At 62.7% G+C, this 21,832-nt stretch carries 26 protein-coding genes, 1 tRNA gene and 2 pseudogenes; 14 read left to right on the top strand and 15 right to left on the bottom strand.

The genetic code is table 11. The features are described 5' to 3' along the window. Window positions 1-11: 11 nt before the first annotated feature. Window positions 12-152, bottom strand: a complete 141-nt coding sequence (locus CFB47_RS41465; protein WP_164531308.1) for a hypothetical protein — start codon at window positions 150-152, stop codon at window positions 12-14. 708 nt (window positions 153-860) lie between these two features. Between CFB47_RS41465 and CFB47_RS38545 the strand changes: the two genes are divergently transcribed. From CFB47_RS38545 to CFB47_RS38535, 3 genes are read left to right on the top strand one after another with little or no spacing between them, the layout of a single operon-like run. Then, window positions 861-1,133: a metal/formaldehyde-sensitive transcriptional repressor gene (locus CFB47_RS38545; RefSeq protein WP_027813553.1), complete on the top strand. Its 273-nt coding sequence runs from the start codon at window positions 861-863 to the stop codon at window positions 1,131-1,133. Between the two features lie 9 nt (window positions 1,134-1,142). Then, window positions 1,143-2,450 (top strand): CDF family Co(II)/Ni(II) efflux transporter DmeF, encoded by a 1,308-nt coding sequence (dmeF, locus tag CFB47_RS38540; protein ID WP_027813554.1) that lies wholly within the window; start codon window positions 1,143-1,145, stop codon window positions 2,448-2,450. Window positions 2,451-2,453: 3 nt separating this feature from the next. Beyond that, entirely contained in the window at window positions 2,454-2,678 is a 225-nt protein-coding gene (locus CFB47_RS38535) for a DUF1289 domain-containing protein (RefSeq protein WP_027813965.1), read from the top strand. Between the two features lie 492 nt (window positions 2,679-3,170). Here the strand turns inward: CFB47_RS38535 and merE are convergent, their stop codons facing one another. The 6 genes and pseudogenes from merE to merT all read right to left on the bottom strand — a co-directional run bounded on the left by merE (window position 3,171) and on the right by merT (window position 6,891). Next, window positions 3,171-3,407 carry a broad-spectrum mercury transporter MerE gene (gene merE / locus CFB47_RS38530; RefSeq protein WP_027813555.1) on the bottom strand — a complete coding sequence of 79 codons (237 nt, stop codon included), beginning with the start codon at window positions 3,405-3,407 and terminating at the stop codon, window positions 3,171-3,173. Then, the gene (merB, locus tag CFB47_RS38525) at window positions 3,400-4,056 is read right to left on the bottom strand and encodes an organomercurial lyase MerB (protein WP_027813556.1); all 657 of its coding nucleotides are present in this window, start codon (window positions 4,054-4,056) and stop codon (window positions 3,400-3,402) included. The genes merE and merB overlap by 8 nt, the downstream gene beginning before the upstream one ends. 17 nt (window positions 4,057-4,073) lie before the next feature. Further along, window positions 4,074-5,753, bottom strand: coding sequence for a mercury(II) reductase (gene merA / locus CFB47_RS38520; protein WP_027813557.1), 1,680 nt, complete (start codon window positions 5,751-5,753; stop codon window positions 4,074-4,076). A gap of 45 nt (window positions 5,754-5,798) precedes the next feature. Continuing rightward, window positions 5,799-6,232, bottom strand: a pseudogene (gene merC, locus CFB47_RS38515) (organomercurial transporter MerC). Between the two features lie 18 nt (window positions 6,233-6,250). After that, complete coding sequence (gene merP, locus CFB47_RS38510; protein WP_027813558.1) at window positions 6,251-6,526, bottom strand: mercury resistance system periplasmic binding protein MerP; 276 nt, start codon at window positions 6,524-6,526, stop codon at window positions 6,251-6,253. A gap of 14 nt (window positions 6,527-6,540) precedes the next feature. Further along, entirely contained in the window at window positions 6,541-6,891 is a 351-nt protein-coding gene (merT, locus tag CFB47_RS38505; RefSeq protein WP_027813559.1) for a mercuric ion transporter MerT, read from the bottom strand. A gap of 70 nt (window positions 6,892-6,961) precedes the next feature. On the opposite strand from merT, the gene merR reads away from it, so the two are divergent. The 8 genes and pseudogenes from merR to CFB47_RS38455 all read left to right on the top strand — a co-directional run bounded on the left by merR (window position 6,962) and on the right by CFB47_RS38455 (window position 12,941). Further along, window positions 6,962-7,396 carry an Hg(II)-responsive transcriptional regulator gene (gene merR, locus CFB47_RS38500; RefSeq protein ID WP_027813560.1) on the top strand — a complete coding sequence of 145 codons (435 nt, stop codon included), beginning with the start codon at window positions 6,962-6,964 and terminating at the stop codon, window positions 7,394-7,396. Window positions 7,397-7,464: 68 nt separating this feature from the next. Further along, window positions 7,465-7,877, top strand: a pseudogene (locus tag CFB47_RS38495) (EamA family transporter); the annotation flags it as partial. Between the two features lie 730 nt (window positions 7,878-8,607). Continuing rightward, on the top strand, window positions 8,608-9,279 hold the full coding sequence (locus tag CFB47_RS38485) for a hypothetical protein (protein ID WP_034176084.1): 672 nt from the start codon (window positions 8,608-8,610) through the stop codon (window positions 9,277-9,279). A gap of 81 nt (window positions 9,280-9,360) precedes the next feature. Next, window positions 9,361-9,651, top strand: a complete 291-nt coding sequence (locus tag CFB47_RS38480) for a hypothetical protein (RefSeq protein WP_027813562.1) — start codon at window positions 9,361-9,363, stop codon at window positions 9,649-9,651. Then, window positions 9,648-10,073 (top strand): hypothetical protein, encoded by a 426-nt coding sequence (locus CFB47_RS38475; protein WP_027813563.1) that lies wholly within the window; start codon window positions 9,648-9,650, stop codon window positions 10,071-10,073. The genes CFB47_RS38480 and CFB47_RS38475 overlap by 4 nt, the downstream gene beginning before the upstream one ends. Before the next feature lie 4 nt (window positions 10,074-10,077). Continuing rightward, a complete protein-coding gene (locus CFB47_RS38470; RefSeq protein ID WP_027813564.1) occupies window positions 10,078-10,413 on the top strand; it encodes a hypothetical protein in 336 nt (111 codons plus the stop codon). Between the two features lie 251 nt (window positions 10,414-10,664). Next, window positions 10,665-11,093, top strand: coding sequence for a hypothetical protein (locus CFB47_RS38460; protein ID WP_027813566.1), 429 nt, complete (start codon window positions 10,665-10,667; stop codon window positions 11,091-11,093). Window positions 11,094-11,096: 3 nt separating this feature from the next. Continuing rightward, window positions 11,097-12,941 (top strand): phage integrase family protein, encoded by a 1,845-nt coding sequence (locus tag CFB47_RS38455; RefSeq protein WP_027813964.1) that lies wholly within the window; start codon window positions 11,097-11,099, stop codon window positions 12,939-12,941. 15 nt (window positions 12,942-12,956) lie between these two features. On the opposite strand, the gene CFB47_RS38450 is transcribed toward CFB47_RS38455, so the two are convergent. From CFB47_RS38450 to CFB47_RS41460, 5 genes are all read right to left on the bottom strand, one after another. Continuing rightward, complete coding sequence (locus CFB47_RS38450; RefSeq protein WP_048985624.1) at window positions 12,957-13,388, bottom strand: hypothetical protein; 432 nt, start codon at window positions 13,386-13,388, stop codon at window positions 12,957-12,959. Between the two features lie 69 nt (window positions 13,389-13,457). Continuing rightward, window positions 13,458-14,138, bottom strand: a complete 681-nt coding sequence (locus tag CFB47_RS38445) for a hypothetical protein (RefSeq protein ID WP_027813802.1) — start codon at window positions 14,136-14,138, stop codon at window positions 13,458-13,460. After that, on the bottom strand, window positions 14,111-15,367 hold the full coding sequence (locus CFB47_RS38440; RefSeq protein WP_027813803.1) for a DUF6402 family protein: 1,257 nt from the start codon (window positions 15,365-15,367) through the stop codon (window positions 14,111-14,113). The genes CFB47_RS38445 and CFB47_RS38440 overlap by 28 nt, the downstream gene beginning before the upstream one ends. An 87-nt stretch (window positions 15,368-15,454) precedes the next feature. Then, complete coding sequence (locus CFB47_RS38435; protein ID WP_143282317.1) at window positions 15,455-15,793, bottom strand: hypothetical protein; 339 nt, start codon at window positions 15,791-15,793, stop codon at window positions 15,455-15,457. A gap of 69 nt (window positions 15,794-15,862) precedes the next feature. Beyond that, a complete protein-coding gene (locus tag CFB47_RS41460) occupies window positions 15,863-16,003 on the bottom strand; it encodes a hypothetical protein (protein WP_153260041.1) in 141 nt (46 codons plus the stop codon). Between the two features lie 105 nt (window positions 16,004-16,108). Between CFB47_RS41460 and CFB47_RS38430 the strand changes: the two genes are divergently transcribed. Continuing rightward, window positions 16,109-17,101 carry an IS5-like element ISBmu23 family transposase gene (locus CFB47_RS38430; RefSeq protein ID WP_007182917.1) on the top strand — a complete coding sequence of 331 codons (993 nt, stop codon included), beginning with the start codon at window positions 16,109-16,111 and terminating at the stop codon, window positions 17,099-17,101. A 167-nt stretch (window positions 17,102-17,268) separates the two neighbouring features. Here CFB47_RS38430 and CFB47_RS38425 read toward each other — a convergent pair whose 3' ends face one another. Further along, complete coding sequence (locus CFB47_RS38425; RefSeq protein WP_048992704.1) at window positions 17,269-18,336, bottom strand: hypothetical protein; 1,068 nt, start codon at window positions 18,334-18,336, stop codon at window positions 17,269-17,271. 187 nt (window positions 18,337-18,523) lie between these two features. Here CFB47_RS38425 and CFB47_RS38420 point away from each other — a divergent pair, with 187 nt between their 5' ends. Further along, window positions 18,524-18,826: an H-NS family nucleoid-associated regulatory protein gene (locus CFB47_RS38420; RefSeq protein ID WP_077187207.1), complete on the top strand. Its 303-nt coding sequence runs from the start codon at window positions 18,524-18,526 to the stop codon at window positions 18,824-18,826. Between the two features lie 39 nt (window positions 18,827-18,865). Continuing rightward, a tRNA-Gly gene (locus CFB47_RS38415) sits at window positions 18,866-18,939 on the top strand. Window positions 18,940-19,198: 259 nt separating this feature from the next. Here CFB47_RS38415 and istB read toward each other — a convergent pair. Both istB and istA read right to left on the bottom strand, forming a co-directional pair. After that, window positions 19,199-19,987, bottom strand: coding sequence for an IS21-like element ISBmu1 family helper ATPase IstB (istB, locus tag CFB47_RS38405; RefSeq protein ID WP_012213993.1), 789 nt, complete (start codon window positions 19,985-19,987; stop codon window positions 19,199-19,201). Window positions 19,988-19,991: 4 nt separating this feature from the next. Continuing rightward, the gene (gene istA / locus CFB47_RS38400) at window positions 19,992-21,503 is read right to left on the bottom strand and encodes an IS21 family transposase (protein ID WP_027809980.1); all 1,512 of its coding nucleotides are present in this window, start codon (window positions 21,501-21,503) and stop codon (window positions 19,992-19,994) included. Window positions 21,504-21,832: the final 329 nt, after the last annotated feature.

Raw genomic sequence — 21,832 nt, 5'->3', positions numbered from 1 at the left:
CTTACGGCCTGTTACGAGATGAGTCGGCTGACGCAGCGCCAGAATGCAGCGAAGCGGTTCGGTGTGCGGGGCTGCAGCGACAGCATGGTGTCGTAGCAGGCACGCGAGTCGTCGATGTGCGGGTTTTGCGACACGAGAAGGCCAAAGTTCATGATGTTCTCCGTGCGTCTGGCAGGACGCGAAACGTGGGGCGCGGGCAGACACGGAGACCGGCGCATCATGGGCGCCGTGAGGTGCGTGCTACCCGTTTGCCCTGATGAAAAGCAGGGATGAGCGGCATATGGGGTAACTGTCACAGTCCGGCATTTCGGCTCCTTTCTGGCGCCAGATGCGCCCGTACAGGTTCACGCGCTGCTCACAGGGAGCAGATGCGCACGCGAGTGGGACTCGCGTCACGATGCCATTGACTTCGCGCAAGCACGCGGGTCGATGGCGCTTTCTGGGGTGCACGGGGCTGCGTTACTGCGGCGCGCACCGTCTGCCTGACGGCAGGACGGCGGCTGATAGGTGAGCGCGGGGACGTCCTGCCAGTCAGGCAGCGAAACGGATCAAAGGTCGACTACTGCAGGTGTCCAAGGCAATTGCCCCGTCCGTGAAGATTGTTGGATTGTAGGGGGTGGGGGTATCCTGAGTCAACCGGATCTAAGCTGGGGGCAAAAAATTCGTGTTGCGTGCCGATCCTGGCCCCATGAATCGCCAATTCAGGCGGTTTTGTGGGTGACGCGGTCATCGCCACGGGTCCAACTCGATCAACGAACGGGCATGATGCCGGAGAATTTCCGGCCAAATAATATACCTATACCCCCTATATCTTTGTAAATGTGCTACAGTCCCGTCCAGTCTTCACGGAGATGCCTTTCATGAGCCACACAATTCGCGAGAAACAGAAGCTGCTCAACCGGGTGCGCCGCATCAAGGGGCAGCTCGAAGCGGTGGAGCGCTCGCTCGAGGAAGAGCGCGGTTGCTCCGAGGTGCTGCAGCAGATTACGAGCTGCCGTGGCGCGATGAATGGTCTTCTGGCAGTGGTGCTGGAGGACCATGTCCGAACTCATCTGGTCGATGCCGATCCGTCGCACGGGCATGTCAGCGGCACAGAGGAGCTGATCGAAGTGATCCACAGCTATTTCAGGTAAGAGGGCAACATGAGCGATTTCCAGAGCGCAGCCTTTGGCGCCGGACACGATCACATCTATCTCGGCGCGGCACACGCGCAGAACGAGCGGCGGACCTGGGCAGTCATTGCGCTTTGCAGTGCGATGATGGTGGCCGAGATTCTTGGCGGCAGTCTGTTCGGCTCACTGGCGCTGGTCGCCGACGGTCTGCACATGTCAACGCACGCGGGTGCCATGCTGATCGCGGCGCTTGCTTACACTTACGCGCGCCGGCACGCGTCGGATCCGCGCTTCGTGTTTGGAACCGGCAAGCTTGGCGATCTGGCGGGGTTCACCAGCGCCATCGTGCTGGCGATGATTGCGCTGCTGATCGCCTATGAGGCGGTATCCCGTTTCTTTTCGCCGGTGCCAATCCATTTCGGGGAAGCGATTCCCATCGCGGTGGTCGGACTGCTGGTCAACCTGGCGAGCGTCTGGCTGCTGAGCGGTGACCATCACGGTCATGGCCACGGGCATGCGCATGGACATGGGCACGGTCACGGTCACGGCCATGGCGACGAAGATCACGGCGACCATGCTCATGACGATGAGGTCCGGCGCATATTCACTCCGTCTGGCGTGTTCGAGGTTTCGGTTTTCGAGGACGGCGTGCCGCCCGTCTTCCGCATAACGCCGGCGACGGAGGATTCGCGCCTGGCCGCAGACGGGGTTTCGGTCACGACGGTACGCCCGGACGGCGCACGTCAAGCGTTCACGTTCGTTGACCGGGGCGGCTACCTGGAGTCAACCGACCAGATTCCGGAGCCGCACGAGTTCAAGGCCGTCGTCCGGTTGAGCGACGGCTTGCACGAACTCGCCTTCGAGGAGCATGAGCACGACCATGACGACGCAGTCACCGCTGCGAACCGGGATCACAATATCCGTTCGGCGTACGTCCACGTGATCGCGGATGCAGCCGTCTCCGTGCTGGCCATCATTGGGCTGGTGCTGGCGCGTACGTTCGGCTGGATGTGGATGGACCCGCTTGCCGGCGTGATTGGCGCACTGGTGATCGCGAACTGGTCGTGGGGTTTGATGCGCGACACGGGCGGGATTTTGCTCGACATGAATCTGGACCGCAAACTGTCTGACAATGTCCGTCGCACGATCGAGGGCCATGGCGACCGGGTAATCGACCTGCACGTATGGCGCCTGGGACCCGGTCACATGGGCGCGGTGGTGTCGGTTGCGACTACCGAGCCGCAACGCAGCCCTGGCTTCTATCACGCAGCACTCAAACGCTTCCGGGGCTTGTCGCACGTGACGGTGGAAGTCAACCCGACGCGTGTCGCAGCCTGAGCGATGGCCGTCAGGTCACCGTGCATCGACGTGTGCGTCATGGATGGTCGGACAGGGTTCTGCACCGGCTGCCTGCGCACACGCGATGAAATCCGCAACTGGAAGACAATGACGGACCATCGGCGGCATCAGGTCATCAACGATCGCGCGCGACAGCAGGCAAAACTTGTACGAGGGCCGGCGCACGGCGATGGCCGGGGCGCCACGGGCTCTGGAACTCCGGAATGACGAAGTGCGGTGTAGCGCCGTGAAACACACTTGCCTGAAGGGCGCCGCAGCCGCCTTGTACGGCCACACTAACACTACCGGCGACGCCCCGTTGCTATAGCAGATGGCGTCAGACCCGGAGCATATCAACCTGACCGGCGACTCCCGGCGGCTTCCGCAGCGCCAGGACTGGCTTGCGCGAATTCAGGCCGTTGCTGCCGCGGCAGCAGGCTTGACGTGCCTTATGTTCTCTGAGGCCGCCGCTGGAGCCAAACCAGCGCGATGGTCACGGCGCAAAAAGCGGCGCCCGCATAGGGGTGCCGTCAAGATTCGGACTTTTTCGTACGTTTAGCGGCGAGATCGTCAGGTTAGGGTCTTCGACACGGAGAAACGTGTGTCCACCAATGAGGAAGTCAACCCTAACGTGACGCGCTTTGGTCGCAGGCCTGACGTCAGGTTGAAGCATGCCTCAGCCTGACACCCGACGCGTGACTGAGCGCACCGATGCGCAGATCACCGGGGCGCCCGGAACGCGCGCAGCGCCCATGTGAGCGACAAGGCAAAAAACGCCAGCAGCACGACCACGGCGATGCCCTGATGCTGGCTGACGAGTGCTCCGGCCGCCGTGCCGGACAGTGCCAGCAGCACGATCGGCAAATGGCATGGGCACGTGAGCGCCGCGAGCGCACCCCAGAGCCAGGCGCGCCAGCGGGCGCTACGAGTTAATCCGGGTGCAGTTGGATCACGCACGGTTTGTGCTCCCCGCGTTTCGCAGGCAGGTGGCCCCCAACAGCCGCTCGGCACACTCGCGGCCCACGGCGAAGGCGTCCCGGACGCTCACAACCTCGATGCCGGGGCGTGTCGCGGCCCACTGCTGACCCGCGGCGGCAGAGGCAAAGAAATGCACATGACAGCAGAACGCAGCGCGGATGTCAGGCGTGTTCTGCGGGAGGATCAGCGACACGGCCGCGCCCGTCGGCTCGATGTCCTCTATCGCGGTGGGCGTGACCGTGAGCGAGACCGGTGTGCCGGTGGCGGCACATCGCGAGACCACGTGGGCCGTCCGGTCGATCAGCGCCGGGAAGAACAGCGTATCGAAGGCACACCACGTGTACAGGCGCCGGCCGTCGACCTCGAAAGTGTGCGGGGTCTCACGCAACGTCAAGCCGTAGCCGACGACGTTGCCATAGTCGTCCCACTCCGTGCTTACCGCCTGTTCGAGTGCCACGCTCACCCGCTCGATGGGCCAGTCCAAGGCCAGGGCCAATGCGGCCGGAGAAACCGGCGCCCCCTTGCTGAGTTCACGCAGCAGCACGACAAAGAGATCTGCAAAGCCTTCCAACTGGTTGGCCATCGCCAGGCGCTCGACCAGTTCGGCCGTATGGCGCGCAAGGTTCATCGTCGTCCCCCCACAGGTTATCCCGCGCAGCATGAGAGCTGCTTCACATCCTTCGAGAAGGTCTGCGCAGCGAGCTTGAGCCCCTCGACCATTGTCAGGTACGGGAACAGCTGGTCGGCGAGGTCCTGCACGGTCATCCTTGCGCGGATCGCGATCGCGGCCGTCTGGATGAGTTCGCCCGCCTCGGGCGCCACCGCCTGCACGCCGATGAGCCGGCCGGTGCCGGCTTCCGCCACCAGCTTGATGAAGCCGTGCGTGTCGAAGTTCACCAGCGCACGTGGGACATTGTCGAGCGTTAGGGTGCGATTGTCGGTCTCGATGCCCGCCCGGTGCGCCTGCGCCTCGCTGTAGCCAACCGTCGCAACCTGTGGCTCAGTGAAGACGACCGTCGGCATCGTATCGAGATTGAGACGTACATCACCTCCGGTCATGTTGATCGCCGCGCGTGTACCGGCAGCCGCCGCGACATAGACGAACTGCGGCTGGTTGGTGCAGTCGCCCGCCGCATAGATATCCGGTGCGCTCGTGCGCATGCCGCCGTCGATCACGATGGCGCCGCGCTCGTCGAGCTGCACGCCGGCGCCCGCCACATTCAGACTACCGGTGTTGGGAGCACGACCTGTTGCCACCAGCAACTGGTCGGCCCGCAGCTCGCCGTGGTTCGTGGTGACGACGAACTTGCCATCGGCGTGCGACACGTGGGTTGCCTGGGTCTGTTCCAGCACCTCGATGCCCTCGGCGCGAAAGGCGGCCGTCACGGCTTCGCCGATCGCCGGGTCCTCCTGGTAGAGCAGCGTGTGACGGGCCAGGACCGTAACATGGCTGCCCAGCCGTGCAAATGCCTGGGCCAGTTCCAGTGCGACTACCGACGAGCCGATCACAGCCAGTCGCTCGGGAATCGCGTCGTTCACCAGCGCTTCGGTCGAGGTCCAGTACGGCGTGTCCTTCAGGCCCGGAATCGGCGGCACTGCGGCAGTTGCACCTGTGGCAATCAGGCAGCGATCGAACGACACCGTACGTTCGCCGCCGGCGGTCAGCGTGATCGTGAGCGAATGGCTTCCCGTGAACCGCGCCTCGCCGTGCAGGACGTTGATGTTCGGGCTCGTGTCGAGAATGTTTTCATATTTGGCGTGGCGCAGCTCGTCCACGCGCGCCTGCTGCTGGGCGAGCATGCGCGGCCGGTCAATGGCCGGTGCCGTCGCGGTAATGCCCGCGTCGAAGGGACTCGTCTGCCGCAGATACGCGATATGGGCGGCACGGATCATGATTTTGGAGGGCACGCAGCCGACGTTCACGCAGGTGCCGCCGATGGTGCCGCGCTCGATCAGCGTCACCTGCGCGCCGTTTTCGGCAGCCTTTAGCGCAGCCGCCATGGCAGCGCCACCACTGCCGATCACGGCGACCCGCAGCGCGCTATCACCGCCGCTACGCTTCCCACCAGTTTCCGCCGAGCCGGGCGTCTTGCCGGGCAGGCCTGCTGAGTGGGGTGGCACGTCAGCCACCCTGGCGTGATAGCCGGCTGTCGTCACCGCGGCAGTCAGCGTGTCGTGACTAACCCCTTCATCGACCGTCAGATCGGCTAGGGCTTTGGAATAGGAGACCGCTGCCGAGCGCACGCCGGGCACCTTTTCCAGCGCCTGCCTGACATGCTCGGCGCAGGAAGCGCAGGTCATCCCGTCAATCTTCAAGGTCATCATCGCCTTGCTCCGTTCTTTCATGGATTTAGTTAGATGCGCCACTACTCAACCCTTGCGCACGCTGCCCGTGCACGAATCACACGTATCGGTGGCACAGACGCGTTGGGCCGGGGAGAACAGGTCCCAGAGCGATGTCGCCACCATAATGGCGAGACCGGGATAGAGCAGCCAGCCGCTGCGCTCGCCATAGGCGCGCATCACAAACACGGCTGCCAGCACCAGCAGCGGCCCGATCAGGCCGGGCACGGTACGGCGCCACTGCCGATGCTTGAGCCAGCCGACCGCATTGGCGAACAGCGCGACGCCGGCGAAGGCCGGTAGCAGGATGCGGATGAACAACCCTTCGTACTGGCTCAGGAAGCCCAGACCAATGGTGGCGCCCAGACTGGCGATCGCGGGAAGCAGCTCGCACAGCCCATCGCCGACACGATGCTGCCAAGCAAACCGGCCTTATCGGCCGCGCGCGTGACGAATGACATTGCAGTACCTCTGTAGTTTCAGGGCTTGACCGACGACGGATAGCCCGCGTCCGCCGTAGCCTTGGTCAGTGCCTGGACGCTCGTCTTGCCATCGTCGAACGTCACGACGGCTTCGCGCTGCTCGAAACGGACATCCGTTTTTTCGACGCCCGTAACTTGGGACAGCGCGTGTTTGACCGTAATGGGGCAGGCGGCACACGTCATGCCGGGCACAGACAGCGTAACCGTCTGCGTCGCGGCCCAGACCGGGACGGCAACAACGGCGAGCGCGAGTGCTGCAAGCAGCTTTTTCATGATGAACTCCAGGTTCAATAGAACAGGGGCAGTACGTAGGGGAAACCAACCGCGATCAGTACCAACGCGACAACGATCCAGAAGATGAGCTTGTACGCGGCGCGCACCTGTGGAATCGCGCACACCTCGCCGGGCCTGCACACCGCAACGGGCCGAAAGATGCGTCGGCCGGCGAAGAACAACGCCACCAGTGCCACGCCGATGAAAGCCGGCCGCCAGGGTTCGAGCAAAGTCAGATTGCCGATCCAGGCGCCGCTCACACCCAGCGCGACGAGCACCAGTGGCCCGAGGCAGCAGGTCGACGCGAGGATAGCGGCCAGTCCGCCGGCGGCAAGTGCGCCGCGCCCATTCTGCTGTTCCGCCATACGCTGCCCTTCCGAATATCCACTGAGTAGCGTAACCTTACTTCCGTACCTATGTACGGAGTCAAGCGGTATGGATAACGGTAGCGAAAGCCTGACCATCGGCGCCTTCGCGAAGGCCGCCGGCGTCAATGTGGAGACGATCCGGTTCTATCAGCGCAAGGGATTGCTGCTGGAACCGGATAAGCCGTATGGCAGCATTCGCCGCTATGGCGAAGGCGATGTGACGAGGGTTCGGTTCGTCAAGTCGGCCCAGCGGCTGGGCTTCAGCCTCGACGAAATAGCGGACCTGTTGAAACTGGAGGATGGGACGCATTGCGACGAGGCGAGCAGCCTCGCGGAGCACAAGCTCCGCGACATTCAGGACAAACTCGCCGATCTCGAACGCATGGAAGCCGTGCTCACCCAGCTCGTGTGCGCGTGCCATTCGCGCAAGGGCAACGTGTCGTGTCCGCTGATTGCCTCATTGCAGCGAGGCGAAGAACCACGTGACGTCGGCGCCGCGTAAGTGCCATTCGCCATTAACGTACGCAAAAGTCCGTTTCTTGAGGGCACCCGTTACCGGGCGCGATCACGGTCGCTGCTGCGATGCTGACCGGGCTTGCCGGCTACGGCGTGAGTCTGGTGTTCTTTGTGATCGCGCTCCGGCACCTCGGTCAGCCCGGGCCGGCGCCTACTTCTCGGTTGCGCCGCTTTTCGGCGTGGCGCTATCGTTGCTTATCTGGCCCGAGTGGCCGTCCGTGTCTTTCTGGATCGCCACCGCCATGATGGCGCTGGGCATTTGGCTGCACGTGCGTGAACGACATGAGCATGAGCATACGCACGAGCCTCTCGAACACACGCATCGCCATCGCCACGACGAACATCACCAGCACGAGCACGATTTCCCATTCGATAGCGATGAACCCCATACCCATCCGCATGTGCACCTGCCCATCACCCATTCGCATGCACACTTCCCGGATGTGCATCACCGGCACAAGCATTAGGTGCGCGAACTGAGCGCGTGCAGAACGGCGAGCAGGCGATATGCCACGGGCAAGACGAAGATTACGAGGTGCCGTTCCCGCTCTGATCAGAGGCTAGAAGCTTCGGCAGTCGGCGCCGGTGTACCCTTGGGGCATTACAACTTGTGTCAAACTCTTTTGTCGCAAAATGCTTCTGCGAATTGTGTTGGATTGCGTTAGTGTCAAGCTCTATTTCATCGGTGCCTAACCCAGTAGATCGCTAAGCATCTGATTTTATTGTGCGCGCTGTGTCAAACTCTATTGTTCGTTCACACTACCGTCAAGCAATCGACTCGCGGGCCGGCGACGGCGAAGGCGCGGCCTGGTGGGATGAGGTAGCCGACGAAATTCGCGACGTCGTCGCAGCACGAACGATCAGCATCGCGGCGGACCTGATTGCGTGGTGGCATCACGACTGGACGTGCATCAACGATACGCCGCGCCGGGCGGCCACGCGTATTCGAGACGCGGCGCGAGCGATGCGCCTGCGAGCATAGGAAAACGCCATGGCCGGAACCCGGAAGAAAGTTCTCGATCTGGGCGTACTGCCTCCCCTAGATCCACGTCACTATGATGAGGACAGGGAGATGATCGGTCACGAGGTGGTTCCGATGGACCAACCATCGGAAGGGGTCTTCTGGTGTCGCGTCTGTGGCGGTCACCCGACTGATCCTATTCACCAACCGGGATACGAATCGTAACGGAAAACGCGATGACGACGCTGACACGCCAACACTACAAACGCCTGCGGTTCTATTGGCAAGGCCTGGCGAATGGTGGTGCCGGGATGACGGACGGCATCGACCTGGACCTGGCCGCACTCGGGTTGGTTGAGCGCTTCGAGCGCTTCGGCTACGGCGTTCGCTTTCGCATCACGAAAGCGGGCGAGCAAGAGCTTGCCGCCGAGAAGGCGCGCGAGGTCGAGCGGCGTCAGCCGCATCACACTCTTGCTGGCCGCTTGGCGCAGTGGCGTCAGAGTCAAGGTCGCGTGACGTGGCAGAACATCGAATTGCTGGTCGACCTTGAAAGCGGTGGCCGGCAAGCGATTCGTCCCGACGTGTTTTCAGTCGCTGCGAACTACGACGAAAAGCGCATCAATCCGTGTGTCGATGAAGTGAAGGTGAGTCGCGCGGATTTTCTCGCGGACGTGGCTCGCCCCGAGAAGCGGGCCGGCTACGGGAAAATCGCGGAGGTGCTGTACTACGCAGCGCCGGCCGGCATGATCGAGGCGTCGGAGGTGCCGGAAGGATGTGGCTTGCTCGTCGAAGTGGCGCCGTGTCAGTTCGAGATCTTGAAGCGTCCGAAGAAGCGGCCGGTGTCGCTGACCACGCACCATTTCATGAATCTCATTTTGAAGCCCGGCGCGTTCGCACCGGCCTGGTAGAAAAACAGCAATGACGAGAGATCCATCGGAGCGGTTCCGGTGGATCTCGATTCCTCCAACTTCAACACCTGATAGACCAACGTGCACGACTACACCGTCTCGTATCCTGAACTGACCGCATCGGCCGAAAGGCATATCCGCGACTATATGACCTTCGCCGCGGCCGCCGGCGACGATGCCGAACGCAGGGCACTGCATGCATCAGCCGTCAGCCTGTTCGCGTACTGGCTCGGCTTCGTGAACGCCGCCCGAAAGACCGTCGATGACGCGGGACGGCAAGCGCTGCAGCGCGACGAGCATCGGCTGCTGGATCTGGTCAGCGCCGCGGCCGCACCGTCCGGGCGCACCACATCGGACGACCGCGCATCATGACCGCTGCCTTCGACCGTAACGCCGCGCTGACCGCCGTGAAGCTGACGCTTTCCGACGCCATCGCGCACGACTATGCGAACGCTCTGTCGATCGACCGTTACGCGGGTGCCGGCGCGCTGGCGCATTGGCCTCCCAATCCGCATCGCTGCCACGAGCAGGTCACGCGCTGGCTGCAATCGCATCCCGGCGATACGCCGGTACGCGGCTGGCTTGTGAACGGTGGCGACGGCGCGCAACAACGCTTCGTCTCGCACTCGTTGGTCCGCAGCGCATCGGGCGCGTTGCTGGATGTCGCGTTTGCTCGGCCGGCCCATGTACAGCGCTTCATTGAACACCCGGCGGCGGCAGGCGATTTCCTCGCGCTTGTCCTCGGCGAACCGCCGGTGTCCGAACTCTGGGTGCCGATTCCCTGCAGGAGTTAATACCATGGCCCGCTCTTACCGGAAAAAACCGCCTGTCCGGCCGGCGCCCCAATACGTCAATGGCGTGGTGTTCACGCTCGCCATGCGGACGGGCGATGTCCAGGTGATCGGCATACCGTTCGAGCACCGCGGTCGGACATGGGCCGTTCATGCGATCGTCGGGCGCGATGATGTCCCTTGCTATGCGGCTTCCGACGTGCTGACAGGCATGCACGTGCCGAACAGTGAGGCGTCGAGCATCGACGCGTCGCGTGCGGCGGCGATTGCCACGCTCGACAACGTGACGGACGAGAGCTGGGCCGACACATTCGGGCCAGCTCAAACCGCGACGGCCGAATGACAACCTGCACGGCGCTCTGCGAGTTTCCCGATGCGCTGCCCGAACGGTGCCGCAGCGCCGCTCGAGCTGCAGACGAAAATCGAACTGGAGGACAACATGCTCCGCAATTGGATGGCACGTTTAGCGTGTCTGGTGGGTGCGCATCGCTGGGTGCAGCATACCCATTACCGCTACATACTGAACGACAGCGGTCTCCACGCGTATCAATGCGAGCGGTGCGACAAGGTCCGCTCGTCGAATTTTCCGAGCCGATGAGAAAAGCCACGTCCCGTAACCGCCGGCCGCTGACCAGGGCGCAACTGCTGCCGATCCCGACCGGCGAACTGCGTCGGATCCAGCTGAAGCACCACGTGGCGCTCGCGGCACTACGCGACGCGAACGACGACGTCGCGCAGCTGGCCACGCTATTGAATGCGATCTACCTCGCGTACTTTCTCGACTCGACCGAGGCGGCACTCTATCGACGGGCCGAGGCGGCCCTCCAGGACTGCGCCGATCGCGCCGAGCGGGGCGAGTCGGGCGCGCTGACCGACCTCGAGCGCGCGGCGGTCGAGCACGTGCTCGCACGGTTGGACGCGCAGCTGGCGGCGGTACCGATGCATCGCTATATCGCCGCGTTCGAACGGCTTCAGCGCGTCACCACGGCCGATACGGTCGTATCGCCCATTCCTGCAGGCTGAGCCATGGCAAATCGTCCCCAGCAGCTCGCCCAGATGCCGTTGCGCAGCTACAGCCGCACCGAATTCACGGCGCTGCGCGCGCGCGTGAAAGGCTTGCCGATCGAGACAATCGAGCGACTGTACTTCGACCGTGATGCCGTCGAGCCGGTCGACGTCGCTCAGCTGCTGCGCACGATGCGCGACGACTTGGTCGCGGCCGCGCTACGCGACGGCTCGCCAGTATTGCAAGCCCACCTGCAGGCGGCGATCGCGAAATACGGCGAGCCCCGCCTGACGCCCGTGTCGCTGCAACTGATCGAGCAGGTCGCCGCGCAGTGGGCGGTCGCCGCGCCGCGGGCCGAGCACCCGGTCGGTCGCTGGTTTCGGCCGCTCGTTGCCGCACGCCTGGAGGGAGAGGGCATCCACACGCTCGGCGAGCTCGTCGCGTTCGTGAACCGCCGCGGTGGGCAGTGGTGGCGATCGGTGCCGCGCATCGGCGTCGGCCGCGCCCGCGTGCTGGTCGCCTGGTTGCGGCGTCACGCGGCGTCGATCGGCGCGCCCGTTGAGGTCGACGTCGACGCCGGCGACGCGCTCGCGCCGACGTCGGCGGGCGTCACCGCCGGCGCCGGGCAGCTGGCCCCGCTCGAGCGCCTGGCGCTGCCCGTCGAGCTGTCCGGCGCGCACGGGGCGAACCGCGCGCCCGTGTTCGCGTATCTCGGCGCGGCGCACGATCTCGATGCGGTGCGGGCCTATCTGCATCGCTACGACGACCGGCCCGCGACGCAGCGGGTCTACAGGAAGGAGCTCGAGCGCCTCGTGCTGTGGTGCGTGGCGGAACGCGGCGTCGCGCTGTCGTCGATGCGGGTTGAGGATTGCGAGGCCTACAAGGCGTTTCTCGCCGCGCCGGGCGAACGCTTCACGGGGCCGCCAGTCGCGCGCACGAGCAGCCAGTGGCGGCCGTTCGCGCCGGGTGGCCTGTCACCGGAAAGCCAGCGCTACGCGGTGCGCGCGATTCGCGCGGCATTCACGTGGCTCGTCGCGGTGCGGTATCTGGCCGGCAACCCTTGGGCGGCCGTCTCCGATCCCAGCGTCGTCAGGCGGGTGCGCAAGCTGCAGGTCGAGCGAGCACTACCGCTTGACCTCTGGACGCGCGTACGCGAGACGCTGGCCGAACGCAGCGAGCTGCAGGGGCCGAGCGGGCCGCGCTGGCGGACAGCACGTGCGCTGTTGCTGCTGATGGGGGATGGTGGCCTGCGGATCGCTGAGGCGGCCGCGGCGAGGCGTGCGGCGCTTGTCTGGATGCCGGCGGACGACGACACGCCGGCCAGCTGGTTGCTCGAGGTGATCGGCAAGGGCAACAAGCAACGCTTCGTGCCGATCAGCGACGAGTGCGTCGACGCGCTGCGCGCGCACTGGCGCGATCGCGGCCAGGATCTCGACGCGGCGGCCGCAGCGAAGCCGCCCGGGTTGCCGCTGGTGGCGCCGTTGGTCATCCCGCCGACGCCGCGAGCCCGCGAGAAATTCGGCGAGCCCGTCGACACTGACGAAGCAGTAGCCGGCGCCGCAGCGCGGGGCGGCTATTCGGTGCGCGGCGCGCGCGGACTCACGCAATGGGCGATCGCGCAGCTGCTCGCGGTGATGTCGGATCTCACTGAGTCTGAACGGCGCAAGCTGGCCAGCACGTCGCCCCATGCATTCCGGCACACGGTCGGCACGCAGATGTTGGCCGCCGGCGTCGCGCTCGAGGTCGTGCAGCGCACGCTCGGCCACGCGTCGCTCGGCACCACGTCGATCTACGTGTCGCCGGAAGAGGCGCGGATGCGCCGCGAGGCGGCGAAGTACCATGCCCGGCTAACACGCGACGGCTGAGTGCGTCTCCCGATCTTATGAAAAGAACGCGAGCAGTCGTTGCAGCAACGGTATGCGTGCCGTCCACCAGTCCGTCCGGGAAGGCGGCATGGCAATGAAGCGCAACGGAGACGACTTCGACTGGTCGTAGTAGAAAATGTTGTCGTCGCTGTACCGCAGTTCCGTGGGTGCTGCATCGTTGAGCGTGCGCACCGCAAAATAACGCTCCGCCAGCACGTCTCCTGCCGGACCCATCACCCGGAGTCGAATTTCGTCACCATCGGCAAAAGAGCGGGGCACCCGACATAGCTCGATCTTGTACTTCTTGCCACCGAACTCTTTCGTTCCCCCGTTAAGATCCTGCGTATAGCTCTCGCAATCTTCGTATGGCTTCCGTAACGCAAGAGCCGGAATCGCCAGTACCAAGACAAGCGCGATCGCGATTACATGTTTTCTGGTGACCTGCATATTTCGCCGAGGCTGATTTTTGTGGGATTGGACGGCGGAGCCGTTTGATGGCTGTACGGGCGGCTACTCTCAGCGAAGCCAAATCGGAATTCTTGCGGCAACCCAGTCGATCAAGGTGGGCGGCAGCGAGATCGAACGCATGCTGTCGTACTGATCGGACGCGTCGAAGTAAATCAATTTGCCATCGCGGATCTTGATCGAGTCTTCACCCGGCCGGCCGTCCCAAAAAACGAAAAATAAGCGCGTGGCGAGCGTCGAGCCATTCGCATCGGTGATGACGAGTTTGACCTGCTCGTTCTGATCTGCAAAAAATCCATGACTGCGCGCACCACTTCCGCAGATGTTGACGATGTAGGTCGTGCCGTCGACCTGTTTGATTCCACCATTCATCTTGGCGTTGTAGTTGAAGCGCTGACAATCGGTGTCGTCTGTCGTGACCCCGCCTAAACTGATGAGCGCGAGGCAGGCCAATAAGCCAAGTGTCACGATCGCCAGTCCCGCGCGCTTCGCTCGGCCGAAATGGGCGATATTTCGAAGAAGCCAGTAGAAGTAGGCTGCAAAGATGACCGCGGTGACGATGAAGATCGCGGTCTTGCCGTTCTTGAGCGCGAAAATCGCGATCGCGTTCGTGGCGCCAGGCGGCAGGAACGGCCACACGATGGCGGCAACCAAGGCCACGGCCCCGACTACCAAGATCGCTCTGAGGATGAGGCGGATCATCTTCATTGTTCCGCCGGGATGGGTCTGCATACGGTATCAAGTTTCAAAACAATCGGGTTGTCCAGTTTCACGAGTTTGGGTCTACTGTAAACCATAAAGTCACCGCCACGATTGTGTGCCGCTCTCCACTCGCGATATGTCTTGTTGTGCACTGGCCAGTACACATCCTTCGCCATAAATTTCCGAAAGAGACTTGTCCGTTTGTCGATCGGTTTGTTGACCTCTTCGCCTTCAGGAAGATAGTGCCACTTTTCGATGGTTGAATTTCCGACATTCAAGTTGCTGCTCTTGAAGAAATCGTTGGCTGCAGCGACGTACGACAGCACCATTCCGTTCTTGTTCCAGTGGCCAAGATACTGGCTCTTGGAAGGCGAATCATCGTTAAATGAATAGCTATCCTTGATGTAGACATAGATGTGGGTAATCTGTGCAACCGGTTCGAGACAGAATATTTTGTTCTTGCCTTCGTACTTGTAGTAACGCTCGCCGGTAACGGTCGCCTTCCCAACAGCAGCGTAGAAGTTGAAGTTTGCCAGTGCGCCGGTTAGATCGGTCAACGCCGTACCGTCGAGTGTGTCGACGGATGATACTGACTGGTACTGAAATCTCCAGGCGACATGAAACTGAAGCAGATCCGTCAGAAACGGCGTAGTGTCGATCACGATACCTGCCGCGTTCATTTGTCCGGCCGCGAAACTCTTCTCGATCACGGGCGTCAGCGTATTCCTCGCCGATGTAGCAGCATTCGGAGTGTAAATCGCTTGTCGGACGAGTTGATTGAAACGCTCAAGTGCTCCGCGAAACCGCAACGCCCATTCCAGAGAGACTGTCCTGTCGTCGATCGGCTGCACCGAGTTGAGCTGGTCGTTATAGGCGTGCTTAGGGCTTGCAAACCACTCTCGCGCAAGCTTGGCCGAGATCGGCCAGCCCATCTTGTCCATCGCTTTGGGAATGTCCTGCAGATCGAACTCAGGCAGCTTGTTCGCTTGCTCGGCGTCTTGGGGCTTATCACTCGGTTGTGGCTTGGCGGGCGGCTTGGCCGGTGCTGGAGCAGGCGGCTTCTGTGGCGCGAGAGGAGCGGCTGCCTTCGATGGTGGCGGTGACGGCGGCTCGTTCGGCGCAAGTCTATCGAACGAGATTTTTTGCTGCGTGTCGATGGGAACGCATCCGACCACGCCAGAGTAACATTTCCACCGTTTGCTGGAATATAGAACTCCGGACTCCAGTTGGTAATACGGGACTTTCTTGACGTCTGGCATAGGGCCTTGAATAACGACTTTTCAAACGAACGGGTATCAGATTAATCGATTCATCGGAAAATCGATCAGAGACAATGAAAACAACTGTTAGATCAGGTCGCGATTGCGCAAGATGAAAAGGTAGGGGCAATCCGCCGGCGGCACGATCGACACGGAAGGCTTGCTCGCCAGGCGAGCCAACATTGCGCTTTCGAGTTCGGCCGCCTGGTTGTCCAACCACCCTGGCTGCCACGTTCGGGCCCACGCGAGCCAAGCCGCTGGCGAAAGGCTGGCGGCCGCGGTCGGCTTCGATGGCACGTAAACCGCGTCTCGCCACGAGAGGCCCGACCGGAACCGCACGCCAGTGACTCGAAGATGCTTGCGTGTACAAACGACGATGAACGCGCGGTGCGGCCGCTCGTCATACAGCACATCCGGCTCATGCACACCTCTCGCCGGCGCAGCGGAAACCGGTCCAGTCCATTCGAATTCCAGGGTAGCGCCGGTTCGCTCGGCCTAGTCGCGGTTGTAGAGGCCACCATCAATGTAGGCGTTCATGCCTGCGTCACCGAGGATCGGTCCGCCGATAAACGACCCGGATTCGACGATGGCGCGCGCAATGTACGGCGCTGTTTCGTGCGTCAATTTGATCGGCATAGCTCGACACTGTGTTAGGGAAACACTGATCAATTCGGCTTGGCGGTCATCGCTGACGAGGCCAAGGGCGTTGTAGAAAGAAGCTCACGGAACGGACCCACGACGATGCAGCGGCAGATCGGTTTTGCGGAAGCGGAAAGTGCGGGCAAGAAGCGGGTGACCAAGCGTCAACGCTTTCTGGCCGAGATGGAGAAGGTCGTCCCTTGGTCGCGGCTGCTGTCGGTGATCGGGCCGTATTACCCGAAGGGCGAGCGTGGCCGGCCGCCGATTGGCCTGGAACGGATGCTGCGGATCTACTTGCTGCAGCAGTGGTACGGGTTGTCGGACGAAGGGCTTGAAGATGCGCTCTACGACAGCATCGCGATGCGCGCCTTCGCGGGCATCGACCTGGCGCGCGAGAACGTGCCGGACGCCACCACGCTGTTGAAATTCCGGCGCCTGCTGGTCGAGCACGCACTGACGCGAAAGCTGTTCGACGAGATCGGCATCGAGTTGTGCGAGCGCGGGCTGATGATGAAGGAAGGCACGCTGGTGGATGCGACGATCTTCGAGGCTGCGCCGTCCACGAAGAACGCCGGGAAGAGCCGTGACCCGGAGATGCATCAGACGAAGAAGGGCAACGACTGGTATTTCGGCATGAAGGCCCATGTCGGCGTCGACGCCGACTCGGGTCTGGTGCATAGCGTGGTCACCACGGCGGCCAACGAGCCGGACGTATCGCAGGCCCACGCCCTGCTGCACGGTCATGAGCAGGAAGCGTTTGGCGATGCGGGCTACACCGGCGTGGACAAGCGCGAGGAGATGAAGGGCAAGACGGTGAAGTGGCACGTGGCGCTCAAGCGCGGAAAGATCAGGGCGATGCAGGAAGGTCCGCTGAAGGACCTCGTGATCGCGGTCGAGCGAACCAAGGCGCAGATCCGCGCCCGGGTCGAGCATCCGTTTCATGTCGTGAAGAACCTGTTTCGTCATCGCAAGGTGCGCTACAAGGGTCTAGCCAGGAACACGGCACAGCTGTTCAGTCTGTTCGCGCTGGCGAACCTGGTGATCGCGAAAAATCAGCTGTTGTCGACTCATGGGAGCAATCCGTCATGTGTGTGAAAAACGCGGGAAGTGAGGCCCGAATACGAGCGAAACTCACCTCGCATGTCGTCAAATTCCTACGTCAATCTGAAAATTGCAACCTGCCTCGTCCGTTATGCGGACGACAGGCTCATTGATCAGCGTTTCCTTAGAAAAGTGGCCGGCCATGCCGGCTTGGTTGTACGTCACCGGATCCCCGCTGCCTTACGCTCGAGCGGCGAGAATTTGCGTAGCGACGCGTAGGGATCGACGAGCCGTCGCGGCGCACGAAGCAGCTTGACGCCTGGTGTTAGCAAGCCGCCGAAACCCAAGCCGGCGACGACTCCGGCCGCGATGCGCAGATTCGACCAGTCTGCCGGCATGATGCAGATCAACATGATCGCGATGATGCTGACGCCGAACATTACCTTCAGAAAGAACCATGGTGCGGAGAGCGCGTCGATGTCGAGGATCGAGCACGGAATCTCTTCCGATTCGTATTCCTCTTTCTCGCGGACCAACTCCAAGTCGAGCGGTGCCGGCCGACTGGAGACCGGATTGACCAGGCGTTCGGTAAGCGCTGCAGTGACTACGTCGACCGCAGGGAACTCGTGCGGCCACCGATGATGTTCCGCCACACCGTAGGCCCGCAGGATCGGCAGCGCCCAGGCAGGATGGTTGATCGGTGCTAGCAGTTGGCCGTCTAGCACGGCCCAATACATGGTCTGATGCGCGTGCTTCGCCGCGTAGGTCGCGAGGCGATCGGCGGCCGGGTAATCGTACGGCGCAACGTGCGCCGGGATCCATTGCGCACCCATATCGCGGAAGAATCCCACGCGATTCTTGCCCTCGTGCGCCAGAAATAGACCGAGCGGTTTGATCCAGATGAACTCGGCTCGATCGTAGCCTTCTGCCGTCGCGCGAGCCGGGTCTTGCAACCTGGCCAGCAGAGCCGGTCGCTCGTTCTCAGGGACAGAGGAGGTAGTCCATCGCCAGCTCGCGCCGATCGTCTGCGAAACAGGCGCAAGCGCGCTAAACGAATCGCCGCACGGTTCGAGATTGCTGAACGGAAAGACGGTTCTGAAAAAAGAAGCTCCGATCCGTGGGCCGTAGGCACCGTCGTGGAACGGTTCAATGAGACGCCGACCGGCCGCACTGCGGCATGCGAGCTCGTCGACTTCGTATTTTGCGTCGACGAGCAGCCTGATCTCGTCGCGCAGCTTCGAGGAAATGTTGTCCACGACGGCTTCGAGTGAGGTGGTAGTTGCGCTCATCGCTTGTTCCATTTTCTAGTCGCTCTCAATCGACTGACTGGTTATCGTGTGTGCGTCGTGCCGGCGTACCTTTGGACGCGAAAAACGTAACCGACGGTATTTGTGATTATGCCGGAATCGTGTTGACGGGACCGAGTTTGCCGACTAGGCTACTCGTTCGTTGTTTAACTGATTCTCTTCCATCTCCATGGCAACTTATCTTGAATTGAAAGCGCAGGCTGATGCGTTGGCACAGCAAGCAGAAGAAGCACGTCTCGCAGAGCTCGACAGTGTCATTGCAGCGATGCGCGAACAGATCGCAGAGTACGGCATCACGCCCGAGCAGCTGTTTGGGCGCCGACGTGCTGCAGCGTCTGGGGAGCGAGCTCCCGTGGCACCCAAGTATCAGGATCCGAAGACAGGAGCCACCTGGAGCGGGCGGGGCAAGGCACCGCAGTGGATTGCAAACGCGAAGAATCGCGATCGCTTTCTGATTCCCGCTGCAGAGTAAAAGAGCGCTTTCGCGGCAAAGCCCGCGAATTCCGCTTCCGCGGGTGTAGCTCAATGGTAGAGCTGAAGCCTTCCAAGCTTACGACGAGGGTTCGATTCCCTTCACCCGCTCCACATTTCCGATTGAAAAAAATGCCCTCAAGCGTCGAGGGCAGGTTTGCAACTTATCCTTCGGTATCCTCGCCGAAAGCTCCGACTAAGCGGAGCACCCAGAACCAGTATTCCCGTGGATCCACGTCGGTGAGGCCGAAATTCGGCCAGTCGCTGCGGGGGTAGGTGGGATGTTGGTGTCGCGGGGCGGCGTAAAGGAGCCGGGGATGGGCGGCGTAATGGCGCCAGCAGAACCGGGGGTAAAACGCGGATTCGAACGGTTTCAAGGTTGCGGTTTTTTGCCGTTTTTGGCAACTGCATTTTGAGGGGGATCTGGCATCGGTTTCGGGGTGCGGTAACTGTCGCCCTCGAGGACGAGCCGGTAGGCGCCGTGGCGTAGTCGGTCGAGTGTGGCGGTGCCGAGGATGCGGTTGTCGGGGAACGCGGCGCCCCATTCACCGAAGTCGAGATTCGACGTCAGGATGGTCGCCGCGTGCTCGTAGCGGGCCGCGACGAGATCGTGGAAGTCCTCGTCCTGCGGGGTACGTAGCGGTTTGAGCGCGAAGTCATCGACGATCAGCAGCGGCACCCGGGCGTACTGCTGGAACTTGCGGTCATAGGCGCCGGTGGCGCGCGCGGCGTTCAATCGCTTGAGCAGCTCGGTCTGCGAGATGAACAGCACATCGCGGCCTTGGCGGGCGGCGCAGTGGCCCAGCGCCTGGGCCAAGTGGCTTTTGCCGGTGCCGGTTGGACCGGCGATCAGGATCGCGACCTTCTCGTCGAGATACCGGCCTGTCGCGAGATCATGAACGTGTGAGCGGTTCAACGTAGGCAGCCGGTCGAAGTCGAACGTCTCGAGCGTCTTGCCCATCGCGAAGCCGGCGCGCAGCAGACGGGTGCCGAGCTTCTTGTGTTCGCGACGGGCAACCTCGTCGTGCAGCAGCATGGCAAGGAACTCGGTATAGGCGAGCTGCCCGTCGATCGCCTGACGGTTGCGCTGCTCAAGCGAGTCGAGGATGCCGGACAGGCGCAGCTGTTTGAGGATGGAATTCAATTCGGGACTCGGGTTCATGGTGTCAGTGGATCAGCAGGGATTGGAGATCACGGCCGAAGCGGCCGCCGTTCTGGTAAGCGCCAGTCGGGGCCGACGCGGGACGCGGCACCGGTTCGCTGTCCAGGCCTTTGTCGAGGATGCCCTTGATGGTGCTGTACTTCGCGCTGCTGAACGCGAGCGCACGCTCGCAGGCTGCTTCCAGCCTCTGATCGCCGACTTTCTGTCGCAGCCGGATGATCCCCTGCGCGCCGCGCAGGTTGACGAGCACCTTGTCGTTGAACAGCGCGAGGATCACGCCGTGGCACGACGGCCCGATCTCCTTCGCGCGCGCCAGACACCACTGCGGATCGTGCTCGAGCCAGGCCTGCGCTTCGGGCGGCTGGTGATCTCGCACCGTGTGGCGACCGCCGGCCCGCTGCCGCGGATGGGTTGCGACGAGTTCATGCCGATGGAACAGCTGGATGACCGTATCGGTCGCCTTCAGCCAGAGCGACTTGCCGACGAGCGTGAACGGTGCAGAGTACAGCGCGTGCTTGTAGACGACGTGGCCGTCGCGATGGACCGCCACCTCCTTCCAGACCGACAGTACCGGCGGCACGTCCGGCAATGCAGCGAGCAACGGGCGCTCGACGCCGAAGCGCGTCAGCGGCCGTTCGTGGACGGTGCCGTGGATACGAGTGCCGGCCTGCTGCATCACCCATTCGCGCAGTTGCCGGTTGGCGTCGGCCAGATCCCGGAACTCGCGCAGCGGCACGAAGGACTTCTTGACGTATTTGACGCCCGATTCGACGACGCCCTTCTTCTGGGGATCGTGCGGCGGACAGGCGTCGATCCGGAATCCATATCCCTCGGCAAGCGCGGCGTACGAGCGTTGCACCGCCGGCTCGTATCGACACGCCCGGATGATCGCGCACTTCGCGTTATCGATGATGACCCGGTCGGGACAGCCGCCGAACCATTCGAAGGCGCGCCGGTGGCTGGCGAGCCACGTCTCGACGGTCTGGTCCAGCACGATCTCGGCATACTGGTGGCGCGACCAGCACAACGTCATCACGAAGATCCACGTCCGGACCGCAATGCCCTCGACCGTCAGCACGGGTCCCGCGCCGAAGTCGACCTGCGCGGCGTCGGCCGGTGCGAAGTCGAGGATCGTTGTGGTGGCCACGCTGCGCTCGGCAGCCAGATGGCGCAGCATGCGCTTCACGGCACAATAGCTGCCGGCGTAGCCATGATTGCGTTGAAGGGCGGCATGGATCGTGGTGCCCTGAACGCCGGCGGCAAGCCATTCGCGGACCTGTTCGCGATATGGCTCAACCGTCGACACACAGGTGTGCGGCAGGTGCGGCGTGCGCCCGAAGACACCCGCGATCGTAGCGTCGTCCGGCAGCGGCTGCACCGGATCCAGCCAACTACGCGCTTCAGCCTCGCGGCGCACGGTCGTCAGCTTCTTGCGCCCCATCAAACCGCCGCGCGCGATGTCGCGGTCAGAATCGCCTTGCCGCATGCGGACAAGGACTTGGCGGTATTCAAACAATTCGAACCTCCTGTTGGCCATGGACGCTCCGTTCAAAAAGAACGGAGCGTACCGACTCGGAAAGTTCGAACCGCGTTCTCGCCCTGATGCTGCTGGCGCCTATGCGCCGCCCCTAACGTGGCGCCATTACGCCGCCCTTGGACTGGCGCCTATGTGCCGCCCCTCAAGTGGCGCCCTTATGCCGACCCCGCATTGGCTCCATAGCGCCGCCCCGTGACAGTTGGCCCAGTGTGTCGCCTGCAGCATGGCGCTGGACCAGCTTCTGGATCTCGCCATCGAGTGTGTCACGCACACGCTTCGCAATATCGAGCAGCCACTTTTCCTGCTTT

It is taken from the genome of Burkholderia sp. AU27893 (assembly GCF_002223205.1).
GTDB lineage: Bacteria > Pseudomonadota > Gammaproteobacteria > Burkholderiales > Burkholderiaceae > Burkholderia.
The sequence above is the reverse complement of the archived record's forward strand: the minus strand, read 5'-3'. Positions and strand labels throughout refer to the sequence as shown.